The organism is Paenirhodobacter sp. YD-8, from assembly GCF_056590935.1.
This window is the reverse complement of the sequence record NZ_CM152649.1, coordinates 1,335,441-1,348,952: the sequence shown is the minus strand read 5'-3', so window position 1 is coordinate 1,348,952 and position 13,512 is coordinate 1,335,441. Positions and strand designations below refer to the sequence as shown.

Here is a 13,512-nt window from a genome sequence, read left to right as displayed (position 1 = left end):
TCGTCCTCCGGTTCCGTCACCGCGCCGCAAGGATCGCCCCGAGCACATCGGGACGCATCACGCTGTCATTGCAGGGCGGATTGTCTGGCAAGCGGCTGCAGGCCTGAGAGAGCCCGCGCAGCGTCCGCCGCCCGGCGATCCCGTCCAGCGCGCCGCGATAGAGCCCCTCGCCCGCAAGCTTCTTCTGCAGCAGGTAGATCGTGGCGTTGGGGTTGGCCTTGTAGAGGTCCCGGCCGAAATCCTTGGAAACCAGATCCGGCCGCGCCGCAACCGCACCGGCAAGCGCCTCCCAGGCCGCGGGCTTGCGCGCCCGCGCCGCCGCGATCGTCTGGCCAAGCCGCCAGCTGTCATCGGGCCCGATCACCGTGCCGTATTTCGCCAGCGCCGCATCGGCATCACCAAGCCGGCGATGCAGGTTCATCCGGTTGCCGTCACGCAAGATCCCCACGAGGAAGCGCGCCGCCGTGCCATTGCCGGCATCCGCCGCCGTCTGCAACCGCTCGATCGTCTTCGGCCCGCTCGCGATCATCGAGATGCCCCACATCTGCCGGGTGGCATCCAGCACCTCGATCCGCTCGTTGCCCGCCGCCCGCGCCCGCTCGGCAAAGCCCGCGAATTTCGCGCGCGAGACCGAACCGCCGCCGAGGTAGCCATACATCGCCCCCTCGGCGAGGATCGCCCAGGCCTCGCCATCGCCCATCTCGCCCGCGCGCCGCAACAGCGCCTCGGCGCCCGCCGGGTCGCGCTGGCCCCACATCGCCATCTCGCCGACCTGACGCAGCGCCTTGGGCTTGCCCTGCGCCGCCGCGGCCTCGGCCAGATCGCGCGCCTTCGTGACATCCTTCGGCAGCCCGATCCCGTAGAGATAGAACCCCGACAGCGCCGTCTGCGCGGCGGCGTCGCCGGCCGTCACGCCCGCGTCGAGCAGCGCCTTGCCGGCGGCAACGTCACGCGGCAGGATCCAGCCGCCGATCAGCTGCTCGCCCAGAAGGGCACGTGCCTCGGCATTGCCCGCAGCCGCGGCCTTTTCCAGCAGCGCCTTCGCGCGTGCCGGATCGGCCGGCGCGGCCTTGCCCCACAGGAGCGCGCCGCCAAGCGCGGTCATCGCCCGCGCATCGCCCGCCGTCGCCGCCGCCTCGAGCAGCGCCAGCCCACGCGCGGGATCGGCCTTCAGGTAATAGCCGTCGACCAGCATCCGGCCAAGCTCGGCCTGCGCCCGGACATCGCCCTGGGCCGCCGCCTGACCAAGCAGCTCGACCCCCGCGGACACATCCGCCGCGACTCCATCAAGTCCGTAGACCAGCGCAAGACCGCGGTCACGCAAGGATTGCGGCGACTCGGCCGCGGCCTGTCCTGGCGCCGGTGGCGCCGTCTGCTGCGCGAACACAAACCCTTGAGGAACAGCGGAAATTCCCAGAATTGCCGCAACCGACACGGTGGCGATCAACGGCGAAACACGAAGAACACGCATGACACCCCTCCCCCCATAGCAAGGTTAATGATCCCACTTTTCGGGGCGTCTGTCTTTGATCTCGGCCAATTTTTTGGGCAAAGCGTCCGGCGAGGGGGCGGCAGCCCCCGGCGGAGGGCTCAGAACGGCACGTCCCCCGCCGCGTCGGCCGCGGTCACGAAGCCCGCCTTGACGTGCTTCGCCCCCGCCTTGTCGAACTCGATCACCAGCGTGTCGCCCTCGATCTCCATCACCTCGCCATAGCCGAACTTCTTGTGGAAGACCCGGTCGCCGATGCCGAAGGCGACATGGTCGACGGTGGTGACGGTGGTCGGGCGCGGCGGCGGGGCGCCATGGCTTTGCAGCCGCTTCCAGCCCGGCGAGTTGTAGACATCGGCGCGGCTTGCCCGCTCCTCCATCCGCGAACCGCCGCCAAAGCCGCTGCCCGCCCCGCCAAAGGCGCCGGCCGCCCCGAACCCGCCACCATAAAGCCCGGGCGGGGTCAGCACCTCGACATGGGCGGCAGGCAGCTCGTCGATGAAGCGCGAGGGCAGCTGCGACTGCCACTGGCCATAGACCCGGCGGTTGCCCGCAAACGAGATCGTGCACAGCTCCTCGGCCCGGGTGATGCCGACATAGGCCAGCCGGCGCTCCTCCTCGAGCCCCTTCTGCCCGGTCTCGTCCATCGCGCGCTGGCTCGGGAACAGCCCGTCCTCCCAGCCCGGCAGGAAGACGACCGGAAATTCCAGCCCCTTCGCCGCGTGCAAGGTCATGATCGAGACCTTGTCCTCGCCCTCGGCACTGTCATTGTCCATGATCAGCGCGACGTGCTCGAGGAAGCCCTGCAGGTTCTCGAACTGCTCGAGCGCCTTGACCAGTTCCTTCAGGTTCTCGAGCCGACCGGGCGCCTCGGGGGTTTTGTCGTTCTGCCACATCTCGACATAGCCCGACTCCTCGAGGATGCGCTCGACCAGCCGGATATGCGAATGATCGTTTGCCGGCGGCACCGCGCCCTCGTCGAGCTCGATCAACGCATCGTCATCCTCGGCCGGGCTCGTCGCCGTGGCGGGCGAGGCGGCGCGGATCTCGGCGTTCCAGCGCGCGACATTCTCGACGAAAAGCCGCAGCTGCCCGCCCGCCTTGCCACCGATCTCGCCCGCCGCGACCAGCCGGCGCGCGGCATCGAACAGGCTCAGCCCCGCCTCGCGCGCCATCATCTGAATCCGCGCCTGCGCCTTCTCGCCCAGCCCGCGCTTCGGCGTGTTGATGACGCGCTCGAAGGCAAGATCGTCCTCGGGCGAGACGGCCAGGCGGAAATAGGCCATCGCGTCGCGGATCTCGAGCCGTTCATAGAACCGCGGCCCGCCGATCACCCGATAGGGCAGACCGATGGTCAGGAAACGGTCCTCGAAGGCGCGCATCTGGTGGCTGGCGCGCACCAGGATCGCCTGATCGGACAGCCGCACTGCCCCGACCGGGCGCCGCCCCGCGGCGATCGCCTCGATCTCCTCGCCGATCCAGCGCGCCTCTTCCTCGCCATCCCAATGGCCGATCAGCCGCACCTTCTCGCCGCCCTTCGCCTCGGTCCAGAGCGTCTTGCCAAGCCGCCCCTCGTTCGTCGCGATGAGCCGCGAGGCGGCGGCCAGGATATGCTCGGTCGAGCGGTAATTCTGTTCGAGCCGGATCACCACCGCGCCCGGAAAATCCTTCTCGAAGCGCAGGATGTTGCCGACCTCGGCGCCGCGCCAGCCATAGATCGACTGGTCGTCATCGCCGACGCAGCAGATGTTGCGATGGCCCTGCGCCAGCAGCCGCAGCCACAGATATTGCGCGACGTTGGTGTCCTGATACTCGTCGACAAGGATATAGCGGAACCAGCGCTGATACTGCGCCAGAACATCGGCGTGGGTCTGAAAGATCGTCACCATATGGAGCAGCAGATCGCCGAAATCGACGGCGTTCAGCGTGCGCAGCCGGTCCTGATAGGCGGCATAGAGCTCGGAGCCGCGATTGTTGAAGGCCGCGGTCTCGGCGCCCTTCACCCGCTCGGGCGTCAGCGCGCGGTTCTTCCAGCCGTCGATGATGCCCGCAAGCTGCCGCGCCGGCCAGCGCTTCTCGTCCATGTTCGCGGCCAGGATCAGCTGCTTCAGCAGCCGGATCTGGTCGTCGGTGTCGAGGATGGTGAAGTTCGACTTCAGCCCGACGAGTTCCGCATGCCGCCGCAACAGCTTGACGCAGACCGAGTGGAAGGTGCCCAGCCAGGGCATCCCCTCGATCGCACCGCCCAGCAGCCGGCCCACGCGCTCTTTCATCTCGCGCGCGGCCTTGTTGGTGAAGGTGACGGCCAGGATCTCGTTCGGGCGGCAACGGCCCGAATGGATCAGATGCGCGATCCGCGTGGTCAGCGCCTTGGTCTTGCCGGTGCCCGCCCCCGCCAGCATCAGCACCGGCCCGTCGAGCGCCTCGACCGCGGCACGCTGCGCCGGGTTCAGCCCCTCGAGATAGGGCGCGGGACCGCCCTGCATCGCCTGCATGGCGCGCTGCGTGAGACTCAGCGCCCTCTCGAACGGATCATCGTCGTCATAACTGCTCATGGCGGCAATCTAGCCGCCCGCGCCGGCAAGGCCAAGAGTTGTTCCGCATCCGTTCACATCTTCGCGCTGGACTTCCATGCCGCCCACGGCAAACCTCGCGCATCGCGGCGACCGCATGATGACCGACACCGAAACCGACCTGAGCTTTGCCCTCACCCCGGCCGATGCGCTGGCCTAGGAGGCGCAGCCGCAGGCACTGCGCGGCGCCCGCCTTTTCGCCTATTACCTCTGGCTCGCGGCCGGAGCCGGCTGGCTGCTGCGCCTGCCCGCGCACTGGATCACCGGACAGCTCGGCCGGCTGCTGCTGCTTCTGCTGCTGGTGGCCGTGCAGATCGCGCTTGCCAGTCTCGCCATGAGCCTCGCCGCGCGCCGCCGTGCCCGACGGCGCGTTCCCGCGCCGATCGAGGCCGGCTTGCCGAACGGGGCCCCGCCCTCCTCTGGCAGCTCAGCTCCGCCCCCGCGCAGGAGATTGACGCGGCAGCGATCCGGCAGGTGCGCCTCACCGCCCGCCACCTGTTCCTCGACGCGCCGCCCGCCGTGGTGATCGTGCCCGTCACCGCCTTCCCCACCGCACAGGCCGCGCAGGATTTCGCCCGGCGGTGAGAGGCCCGCCGCGCTGCGGCGGCCTCCTGAACCGTAGTATGCCCGCACCACCCGCGGCGCGCCCGCTTCGCCTAGGCTGAGGACGGAGGAGAGCCAAGGGAGGAAAACATGGCAAAGATCCTGATGATCACCGGCGATTTCACCGAGGATTACGAGACGATGGTGCCGTTCCAGTGCCTGCTGGCCTGCGGCCACACGGTGGATGCGGTCTGCCCCGGCAAGGCGGCCGGCGAGACGGTGAAGACCGCGATCCACGATTTCGAGGGCGACCAGACCTATTCCGAGAAGCCCGGCCACAATTTCGCGCTCAATGCCGATTTCGCCGCGGTCGATCCGGCAGGCTATGATGCGCTTGTGGTGCCGGGGGGCCGGGCGCCCGAATATCTGCGCCTCGATCCGCAGGTGCGCGCGATGGTGCGCCACTTCTTCGACGCCGACAAACCCGTCGCCGCAATCTGCCACGGCGCGCAGCTTCTGGCCGCGGCGCGCGTGCTTGCCGGGCGGACCTGCTCGGCCTATCCCGCCTGTTCCTACGAGGTGACGGCGGCGGGCGGCACCTATGCCGATATTCCGGTGACAGAGGCGGTGACCGATGGCAAGCTGGTGACCGCGCCCGCCTGGCCCGCACATCCGAGCTGGCTGCGGCAGTTCATGGCGCTGCTCTGACATCAACGGGAGGGAGGCCCCGCGATGTGCGAACTCTTCATCAAGGCCGATGCCGGCCAATGGCAAAGCCGCACGCACAGCCTGCGCATCGACGGGGTCGCCACCTCGATCCGGATCGAGAACGCCTTCTGGGCGACGCTCGAGGAGATCGGCGCGCGCGACGGGATGAGCGTGGCGCAGCTGATCACCCGGCTCTGGCACGAGGCGATGGACGCCGATCATGACCTCGGCAATTTCACCTCGTTCCTCCGGGTCTGCTGCGCGCGCTATCACGCATTGATCGCGGCGGGCGAGATCTCGGCCGATCTCACCGTGCCGATCGCCGCCCACCCGGCCCGCGCGATCCTCGCGCGCGAGGCGGCGCGGCGGGCGGAACGGGAAACGGCGCGGATGAACTGAACCGGCGAAGGGGGCGCTGCCCCCTCTGGCCTGCGGCCATCCCCCCCCCCCGGAGTATCTGCACAAGGAAAAGCGGCTTTCTCCTTGCCAGAAATACCTCGGGGGGAGGCGAAGCCGGGGGGCAGCGCCCCCCGACCCGGTCTCAGCCCGCGTGCACGAGCGAGGCGAAGAACCGCGGATCGAGGCTTGCGGCGGCGAAGGTCGGCCCCTCGGTCAGCACGGCCACCGCGTCGTGGCTGTGCAGGCTTTCCTGATGGCTCGCCACCACCCGGAAATCGCCCACCCGCGGATCGGCGAGCAAGCCCTCGGCGAAGACCCGCACCGCATCCTCGACAAAGATCGGATGCGCGGCGTTCAGCTCGGCAAAGGCCTGCTCGTCCTCGCGTTTCACCATCACCTGGGTCTCGGTCGGCACCGCGGCGCGGGCGATGTCGATCAGGTCCTCGAACCACAGCACCTTGCCCGGCTCGACCGCGACCGAGATCCGCGCGACCGAGCGCTGCGAATGCGGCGTCGCCAGCCGGCCGCGGCTGGCGCGGGCATGCTCGCTCAGCTCGAGCGAACAGGGGCAGGTCGAGGAATAGACATAATCGAGATGGATCGCCTTCAGCCGGCGCCCGCCCTGATCCGCCATCTCGAGCGCGATGTCGTAATATTGCCAACCCGAGAGGCCCGAGCGCAGGCTGTCGACCCGCACCGGATAGGAAAAGCGCATCATCAGCCGGGCGTCGAAACTGTCCAGATCGTCCTTGTAGCCGTCGAGCGCCGCCGCCATCACCTCGAAGGAGAACTCGCGCTCGGCATGGCCATAGAAGGACCGGATGATCCGGCTCATGTTGATGCCCTTCTTCTCGGCATCGAGGCTGACCGTGCCGGTGACCGAGGTCTCGAGCGTGACCTCGCCGGGCGGGTTGTCGGTGCCCGGGCGCAGCCGGTAGCGGATCGGCAGGCGGAAGTTCGAGATCCCGACATGGGCGATCGACGCATGCGCCCCGGTGATCAGCGAGGCAGGGCCGTTCTGCAGATCGGGCATGCCGTCCTTGTAGGCGGCATCGGGGCGGAACTCCGCGTCATAGGTCCGGGCAAGATCGGGATAGTTCGACAGCACATGCCCCGGCAGCAGCCGCGCGATCGCCGGGTCGAGCCGGGCGACCTCGACCGGGTCGGCGCGCTCGGCCCAGGCCCGCAGCGTGTCGAGCGCGGCCTTCGCGGCCTCGGTGTTGGGGCTGTTGCTGCGCTCGTGCATGTTCATCTGTCCCTCCGGTCGGTCGCGGCCCCGGACCATATGGGACCGGGGCCGCGAAAGTCCAAGGGAAACTCAGGCCGCGTCCAGCGCCGCGCGGATGTCCGCGACCAGATCGGTGGTGTCCTCGATCCCCATCGAGATCCGCACCAGCCCCTCGGTGATGCCGATCGTGGCGCGGTCTTCCTCGCTCAGGTTCTTGTGCGTCGTGGTCGCGGGATGGGTCGCGATCGACTTCGCATCGCCGAGGTTGTTCGAGATCGAGACGATCCGCAGCGCGTCGAGGAAGCGGAAGGCCGCCGCCTTGCCGCCGGCCAGATCGAGGCACAGCATCGTGCCGCCCGCCCCCATCTGCTCCATCGCCAGGGCGTGCTGCGGATGGTCGGCGAGCCCCGGATAGATGGTGCGCGCAAGCTTTGCATGCCCCGCCACCGCCGCGGCCACCGCCACCGCATTCGCCGCCTGCGCCCGCACCCGCAGATCCAGCGTCTGCAGGCCCGAGAGCAGGATCCAGGCGTGGAACGGGCTCATCGCGCCGCCGGTGTGCTTGACATAGGTTTCAAGCGGGCCGCGGATGAAGTCGCGCGTGCCAAGCACGATGCCGCCCAGCACCCGGCCGCCGCCGTCGATATGCTTGGTCGCGGAATAGACGATGACATCGGCACCAAGCGCCACCGCACGCGAGAAGATCGGCGAAGCGAAGGCGTTGTCGACCACCACCACGGCGCCGACGGCATGGGCGATCCCGGCCACGCCCTTGATGTCGATCACCTCGAGCCCGGGGTTCGACACGCTCTCGAAGAAGCACACCCTGGTCTCGGGCCGCACCGCCGCGCGCCAGTTCGCCAGATCGGCGCCGTCGATCAGCGTCACCTCGACACCGAAGGTCGCGAGCACCTTGAGCACATGCAGGCACGAGCCGAACATCTGCCGCGCCGCCACGACATGGTCGCCCGGCTTCACCAGCGCCATCAGCGCGCCGTTGATCGCGGCCATCCCCGAGGCACAGGCGAAACCGTCCTCGGTGCCCTCGATCGCCGCCATCCGGTCCTCGAACATCCGCGTCGTCGGGTTGCCGTAGCGGGCATAGATGAACTCGTCCGGGCCCGAGGAGATGAAGCGCGCCTCGGCGACCTCGGCCGAGGGATAGACGAAGCCCTGGGTCAGGAACAGCGCCTCGGCCATCTCGCCGTATTGCGAGCGGCGGATACCGTCATGCACGAGTTTCGTCCGGGTGTTCCAGTCTTTCGTCATGGGCCCTCTCCTGAAAAGGTGACACGGCCTAACGCCGCGGGCCCGGCGCGTCAACCTGCCGCAGCCGCGCGGGCCTGCAATTCGGCCTTGTATTCAAGGGTTTGAATAAGGGCAGCGCGGGCGAGATCAGCCCTCCCCGCCGCCCTCGGCGCCATCTTCGCCGGGCTTTTCAACGGCGTAGCGGGAAAACAGCTTCCCCTGCCCCATGAAGAAGCCGAACATCAGTACCGTCAGGCCGAAGGTCTTGAAGTTGACCCAGGCGGCGTCGGACATGGTGCGCCAGATCACCTCGTTCGCGACGGCAAGCCCGAGGAACAGGATCACCAGCCGCTTCGTCAGGATCATCCAGCCCTCGTGCCGCATCGGGATCGCGTCTTCCATCACCAGCTGCAGCCAGGGCTTGCCACGCGCCAGCCCGATGCCCAGAAGCGCCGCGAAGAGCAGATAGATCAGCGTCGGCTTCATCTTGAAGAAATGCGGGTCGTTGAACCACACCGAGAGCCCGCCGAAGACCACGACGAGAACGAGCGTCGCCACCTGCATCGGCGAGAGCCGGCCGGTGAGGCGCCACAGGATCAGCGTCGAGACGACGAGCAGCGGCACGAAGATCGCCGTGGCCAGCACGAAGCCCGAATAGCTTTGCCCGCCGAAAGCGACATGGGCGTCCTTGAGCCGGTTGAAGGCGATGAAGAAGACCAGCAGCGGCCCGAAATCGAGTGCGGCCTTCAGCCAGGGATTGATCTTGCGTTTGCCGCTCATGTCGTCATCCGTTCTCAGCGGTTGCCCGCGAATTCCACGATCACCGCGCCGGCGGCGATCAGCGCCATCAGCGCCGTGCGCCGCGGTCCGACCTTCTCGCCCAGCACGAGCCAGCCGATCAGCGCCGCGAAGACCGTCGAGGTCTCGCGCAGCACCGCGGCCTCGCCCACCCGGTCAAGCCGCGTCGCCAGCATGATCGCACCGAAGGAGAAATAGGCGACAAAGGCGCCAAGCACACCCCTTTTCAGCAAGGGCAGCAGTTCCGAGCCCGGAACGTGGCGCCAGCGCCGCAGGGTGAACAGCGGCATGAACCAGCCGTCGAGGAAGAAGAACCACGCAAGGAAGGTGAAGGGATCGGCCGTGGCGCGGATGCCATAGGCGTCATAGGTGGTGTAAAGCGCGACGAACCCGCCGGTCAGCACCGCGAGCGCCAGCGCCGGCACCATCGTCTCGCGCCCCGTCGTGACGTGGCGCAGGTTGTAGAGCGCCAGCCCGTAGATCCCCGCGAGCAGCACCCCGACCCCCGCCCATTGGCCCAGGGTGAAATGCTCGCCGAAGAGCAGCCCGGCCCCGATCACCGCAAAGAGCGGCGCCGTGCCGCGCACCACCGGATAGACCACGGTATAGGCGCCGCGGGCGTAGGTCATCGCCTGCGCGAACTTGTAGCCGATGTGGATCACCACCACCGTGGCGAAGATTGGCCACATGTGCGGCTCGGGCCAGGGCACGACGAACAGCGCGAAGGGCGCGGCAATCAGGCCATAGCTCGCGTCGATCGCCGCGCGGCTGATCCACGGGTCATGCCGCCCCTTCTGCAGCGCCCCGAAGAGCGCATGCAGGAAGGCCGCCATCAGCGCGAGCGCAAGCGCCGCGTGGTGCCCCGCTGGCGTGCCCTCGAGCGAGGCGATAAGGTCACTCATGCACTGCCTCCACGGAGTTCACCGATGCAGATCCTGTCGCAGCTCTGGACCGACCTGTCCGACTCCTTCACCGCCACGCCACCTTCGGTGGCGACGATGCGGATGCTGGCCGCGCTCGCCCTTGGCGGCACGATCGGTTTCGAGCGGGAATGGCACCACAAGCCGGCCGGGCTGCGCACCCACATGCTGATCGCCGTCGCCGCCTCGCTCTTCGCGCTGATTGCGCTCGAACTCGTCGACATCTCGCGCACCGAGGGGGCGGCAAGCGGCGCGCGCTCGGACATCGTGCGGCTGATCGGCGCCGTCACCTCGGGCGTCGCCTTTCTGGCGGCGGGCACGATCATCACCTCGGGCGGGCGGGTGCGCGGGCTGACGACGGGGGCCAGCATGTGGCTTGCCGGCGCGGTGGGGCTTGCCTGCGGCACCGGGCGGATCGGGCTTGGTGCGCTTGCGACCGGGATCACCGTCACCGTGCTGTGGGTGTTCCGCCGGATCGAGGAGCGGCTCGAAAGCCCCGCGGTGCGGGCGATGAACGAGGATGCCGACGTGCCGATGACGCCCGACGACGAGGCGCGGCACCGGCACACGCCCACCGACCCGATGGCCTGACCCCGGGTCATCGCCGCTTCAGTCCTCCACCCCCACCAGCGCGCGGGCGAACTCCTCGGGGTCGAAGGGGGCGAGGTCGTCGATCTGCTCGCCCACCCCGATCGCATGGATCGGCAGGCCGAACTTGTCGGCAAGCGCCACCAGGACACCGCCCTTCGCCGTGCCATCGAGCTTGGTCATCACCAGCCCCGAGACATCGGCGATCTTCGAGAAGATCTCGACCTGGCTCAGCGCATTCTGCCCGGTGGTGGCGTCGAGCACCAAAAGCGTGTTGTGCGGCGCGTCGGGGTCCTTCTTGCGGATCACCCGGACGATCTTCGCCAGCTCCTCCATCAGGTCGGCGCGGTTCTGCAGCCGCCCGGCGGTGTCGATCATCAGAAGGTCGGCCCCATCCTCCTGCGCCTTGGTCATCGCGTCGAAGGCAAGCGAGGCCGGGTCCGAGCCCTCGGGCGCGGTCAGCACCGGCACGCCGGCGCGCTCGCCCCAGACCTTCAGCTGCTCGACCGCCGCGGCGCGGAAGGTGTCGCCCGCGGCGATCACCACCGTCTTGCCGGCGGCGCGGAACTGCGAGGCGAGCTTGCCGATCGTCGTGGTCTTGCCCGAGCCGTTCACGCCGACGACCAGCACCACCTGCGGGCGCTTGGCGTAAAGCGGCATCGGCCGGGCGACGGGCTCCATGATCCGGGCGATTTCCGCGGCCAGAAGCGCCTTGATCTCGGGCACCGAGAGCTTGCGCCCCATCCGGCCCTCGGCAAGGTTCGCGGTGACCCGCAACGCGGTGTCCACCCCCATGTCGGAGGTGATCAGCAGCTCCTCGAGGCTTTCGAGCATCGCATCGTCGAGAACACGGCGCGGCGCCTCCTCGCCCGTGCGGCCCAGCAGCCGGCCGAGGAATCCGGGCTTGCGCGCCTCTTCGGCCGGGGCGGAAGGCGCCGGCGCCGGCGCTTCGGGGGCCGCCGCTTCGGGCGCCTCGGTCTCGGCGCTTTCGGCGACGATCGCCTCGAGCCCCTCCTCAAGCCTCGAGGAGGACCGGGTCAGGCGCGACTTGAGCTTGGAAAAGAACGACATCGGGGGACCTCCGTTTCCTTTCACCTACTGGATGCGGGCGCGCGATGGAAGGGCTCAGGGCAGAAGCCCGCCCGCAAGGATCAAGGCCTGCGCCGGCCAGTAGAGCGCCCAGACGAGAAAGGCCGCCGCCCGCGCGCCGCGCCCGGGCGCCAGCACGAAGAGCAGCAGCGCGAGAACGAAGTCCGAGGCGACGAAGACGAGCGCGCCGAGGACGAGCCGCGGCGCGCCCGAAAGCCCGAGCGCCGCAAGCGTCATCGCCGCGATCACGACGATATAGCCGCGCACCGGCGCGACCATCCCCTCGGCCCGCGGCGCGATCCACAGCACCGCGGCGGCGGCGCCGAGCAGCAGCGCCAGCGCCGCCGGCAACGGCGGCGCCCCGGCGCCGAGCCCGAGGAACAGCGCGAGATAGGCCAGATGCCCCGCCGCAAAAGCCGCCATGCCGGCAAGGAACATCCCCCGCCCCGGCCGCGACAGGCAGAAATCGCCAAGCGCGCCCAGCATCAGCCCAAGCGAGAGCGACAGCGGCGCCCCCGCGCGCAGCGCGATGGCGGCCAGCAGCGCCACCGACAGCGTCTTCACCGCGGTCTTCGGCCAGCTTGCCGCGGCCGCGGCAAAGCGCAGCAGATACAGCACCGCCAGCGCGGCCGCGATCAGGAAAAGCGGATCGGTCAAAAGGCTCATGTCCACAGTCGTGCAGAAAATCCGCCCTGCGGCAAGCCTTCGCCCTGACTTGGCCCGATTTTGCGCTAGACTGCCCCGAAACGCCAGAAGACGCGCCGAGAGCAGTGCCATGTCAGACCGTCCCGACCTTTCCGCCCGCCTTGCCGGACTCGCGCAGGGGCTGCGCACGATCGGGCATGCCGTGCCCGGGATCGACCTCTTCGCCGCCGTGACCTTCGCGCCGGTGCCACTCATCGTGCTTGGTGCGCTCGTCGGCGGGCTCTGGCCCTGGCTCGCCGTCGCCTGGATCGGCGGGCTGATCTATGCCCTTGACCGTCTGATCGCCCATGCCGCCCCCGACGCCCCCGGGGGCTGCGAGTTTCCCGCCGCCGACCGGCTCTCGGTGGCGCTGGCAGTGGCGCATTTCGGGCTGCTGCTCCTGGGCGTCGCGGCGCTATCCGGGGCGACGGGGCTGTCGATTCCGGCCCGCATCGCGCTCTTCTTCGCCTGCGGTCTGTTCTTCGGGCAGGTGTCGAACTCGAACGCGCACGAGCTCATCCACCGCGCCGACAAGCGGCTCTTCGTGCTGGGCAAATGGGTCTATATCTCGCTGCTCTACGGCCACCACGCCTCGGCGCACCGGCTGGTGCACCACCGCTTCGTCGCCACCCGCGACGACCCGAACAGCGCCGTGCTGGGCGAAAGCTTCTGGGCCTTCGCGCCGCAGGCCTGGACCGGCGCCTTCACCGCAGGCTGGGAAATGGAAGAGGCGCGGCGCAAGCGCCTTGCGCCCGAGGGCTGGCGCGCCCGGCTTGCCGCGGTGAACCCCTATGTCAGCTATGTCCTCGGCGCGATCTGGTGCGTGCTCCTCGTCGGGCTGCTCTTCGGCCTTGCCGGGGTGCTCGCCTATCTCGCGCTCTGCCTTTACGCGCAGATGCAGATCCTGCTCGCCGATTACGTGCAGCATTACGGGCTCGAGCGTGCGCAGACCGGGACCGGGCAATACGAGCCCGTCAGCGCCCGCCACAGCTGGGACGCGCCCGATCCGGTCTCGTCGCTGTGGATGCTGAACGCGCCGCGCCATTCGGACCACCACGCCCATCCGGCCCGGCCCTACCCCGAGTTGCGCCTTGGCGAGACCGCGGCCAAGGGGCGGCCGATGCTGCCCCGCTCGCTGCCGGCGATGGCGACGCTCGCGCTGATCCCGGCGCTGTGGCACCGGGTGATGGACCCCCGGGCCCGCGCCCTGCGCAAGCCCGCCCGCGGGCTTTAGCCCGTTCACGG

General features: G+C 69.1%; 12 protein-coding genes. 4 read left to right on the top strand and 8 right to left on the bottom strand.

Annotation, left to right across the window (positions count from 1 at the left end; translation table 11 throughout):
- Positions 1 to 16: 16 nt before the first annotated feature.
- Both AC0QTQ_RS06610 and AC0QTQ_RS06605 read right to left on the bottom strand, forming a co-directional pair.
- A complete protein-coding gene (locus AC0QTQ_RS06610) occupies positions 17 to 1,324 on the bottom strand; it encodes a tetratricopeptide repeat protein (protein WP_480258802.1) in 1,308 nt (435 codons plus the stop codon).
- Between the two features lie 266 nt (positions 1,325 to 1,590).
- Positions 1,591 to 4,044 (bottom strand): ATP-dependent helicase, encoded by a 2,454-nt coding sequence (locus AC0QTQ_RS06605; protein ID WP_480258801.1) that lies wholly within the window; start codon positions 4,042 to 4,044, stop codon positions 1,591 to 1,593.
- A 711-nt stretch (positions 4,045 to 4,755) separates the two neighbouring features.
- Between AC0QTQ_RS06605 and AC0QTQ_RS06600 the strand changes: the two genes are divergently transcribed.
- Both AC0QTQ_RS06600 and AC0QTQ_RS06595 read left to right on the top strand, forming a co-directional pair.
- Complete coding sequence (locus tag AC0QTQ_RS06600) at positions 4,756 to 5,313, top strand: DJ-1/PfpI family protein (RefSeq protein ID WP_480258800.1); 558 nt, start codon at positions 4,756 to 4,758, stop codon at positions 5,311 to 5,313.
- A 24-nt stretch (positions 5,314 to 5,337) separates the two neighbouring features.
- A complete protein-coding gene (locus tag AC0QTQ_RS06595) occupies positions 5,338 to 5,712 on the top strand; it encodes a ribbon-helix-helix domain-containing protein (RefSeq protein ID WP_480258799.1) in 375 nt (124 codons plus the stop codon).
- 142 nt (positions 5,713 to 5,854) lie between these two features.
- Here the strand turns inward: AC0QTQ_RS06595 and folE2 are convergent, their stop codons facing one another.
- The 4 genes from folE2 to AC0QTQ_RS06575 all read right to left on the bottom strand — a co-directional run bounded on the left by folE2 (position 5,855) and on the right by AC0QTQ_RS06575 (position 9,888).
- Positions 5,855 to 6,964, bottom strand: coding sequence for a GTP cyclohydrolase FolE2 (gene folE2 / locus AC0QTQ_RS06590; protein ID WP_480258798.1), 1,110 nt, complete (start codon positions 6,962 to 6,964; stop codon positions 5,855 to 5,857).
- Positions 6,965 to 7,030: 66 nt separating this feature from the next.
- Complete coding sequence (locus tag AC0QTQ_RS06585) at positions 7,031 to 8,209, bottom strand: aminotransferase class V-fold PLP-dependent enzyme (protein WP_480258797.1); 1,179 nt, start codon at positions 8,207 to 8,209, stop codon at positions 7,031 to 7,033.
- A 126-nt stretch (positions 8,210 to 8,335) separates the two neighbouring features.
- Positions 8,336 to 8,968: an inner membrane-spanning protein YciB gene (locus AC0QTQ_RS06580; RefSeq protein ID WP_480258796.1), complete on the bottom strand. Its 633-nt coding sequence runs from the start codon at positions 8,966 to 8,968 to the stop codon at positions 8,336 to 8,338.
- Between the two features lie 14 nt (positions 8,969 to 8,982).
- The gene (locus AC0QTQ_RS06575; RefSeq protein ID WP_480258795.1) at positions 8,983 to 9,888 is read right to left on the bottom strand and encodes an EamA family transporter; all 906 of its coding nucleotides are present in this window, start codon (positions 9,886 to 9,888) and stop codon (positions 8,983 to 8,985) included.
- 24 nt (positions 9,889 to 9,912) lie between these two features.
- Between AC0QTQ_RS06575 and AC0QTQ_RS06570 the strand changes: the two genes are divergently transcribed.
- A complete protein-coding gene (locus tag AC0QTQ_RS06570; protein ID WP_480258794.1) occupies positions 9,913 to 10,497 on the top strand; it encodes an MgtC/SapB family protein in 585 nt (194 codons plus the stop codon).
- 18 nt (positions 10,498 to 10,515) lie between these two features.
- On the opposite strand, the gene ftsY is transcribed toward AC0QTQ_RS06570, so the two are convergent.
- Positions 10,516 to 11,565: a signal recognition particle-docking protein FtsY gene (ftsY, locus tag AC0QTQ_RS06565; RefSeq protein ID WP_121533907.1), complete on the bottom strand. Its 1,050-nt coding sequence runs from the start codon at positions 11,563 to 11,565 to the stop codon at positions 10,516 to 10,518.
- 54 nt (positions 11,566 to 11,619) lie between these two features.
- Complete coding sequence (locus AC0QTQ_RS06560; protein ID WP_480258793.1) at positions 11,620 to 12,249, bottom strand: lysoplasmalogenase family protein; 630 nt, start codon at positions 12,247 to 12,249, stop codon at positions 11,620 to 11,622.
- Positions 12,250 to 12,358: 109 nt separating this feature from the next.
- On the opposite strand from AC0QTQ_RS06560, the gene AC0QTQ_RS06555 reads away from it, so the two are divergent.
- A complete protein-coding gene (locus tag AC0QTQ_RS06555) occupies positions 12,359 to 13,501 on the top strand; it encodes an alkane 1-monooxygenase (RefSeq protein WP_480258792.1) in 1,143 nt (380 codons plus the stop codon).
- Positions 13,502 to 13,512: the final 11 nt, after the last annotated feature.